General features: G+C 74.8%; 1 protein-coding gene. It reads right to left on the minus strand.

Annotation, left to right across the window (positions count from 1 at the left end; all coding sequences use genetic code 11):
- A partial coding sequence (locus Ade02nite_RS45740) for a hypothetical protein (protein WP_203777708.1) occupies positions 1-567 on the minus strand: 567 nt, incomplete at its 3' end.
- Between the last annotated feature and the right edge of the window lie 128 nt (positions 568-695).

The following is a 695-nucleotide window of genomic DNA, read 5'->3' on the forward strand; positions in this document are numbered from 1 at the left end:
GCCCTGCGGACGGTCGCTGCGGAAGCCGCCCCGGTCGCCGCCGGAGACGCCACGGCGGTCGCCGCCACCCTGATAGCCGCCCCGGTCACGGTCACCGCCACGGAACCCGCCCCGGTCGCCGCCACCCTGGTAACCACCGCGGTCACGGTCACCGCCACGGAAGCCGCCCCGGTCGCCGCCACCCGGGTAGCCGCCCCGGTCACGGTCACCGCCACGGAACCCGCCCCGGTCGCCGCCACCCTGGTAACCACCGCGGTCACGGTCACCACCACGGAACCCGCCGCGGTCACCGCCACCCTGGTAGCCGCCACGGTCACGGTCGCCACCACGGAACCCGCCGCGGTCGCCACCCGAGGAGCCACCACGGTCACGGTCGCCACCGCGGTAACCACCACGGTCACCGCCCTGGTAGCCGCCGCGGTCGCGGTCACCGCCACGGAAGCCGCCCCGGTCTCCGCGATCGCTCCGGTCTCCCCGGAAGCCACCGCGGTCGCGGTCACCGCCGCGGCCGGCCCGGCGGTCGTCGTCGCGGGGGCCGGAGCCGCCGTCCTGGGGTCCTGTAGTCACGGATCAAATCCTTCCGGTCCGGCGGCCCCTCTTAGATGGTGGGCAAGCCTCGACTCACAAAGTTACTCGGGGGCAGACACAGAAAAGCAGCCGAGGGCCGACTCCGTCTCGGAGCGGCCCTCGGCTGT

It is taken from the genome of Paractinoplanes deccanensis (genome assembly GCF_016862115.1).
Classification (GTDB): domain Bacteria; phylum Actinomycetota; class Actinomycetes; order Mycobacteriales; family Micromonosporaceae; genus Actinoplanes; species Actinoplanes deccanensis.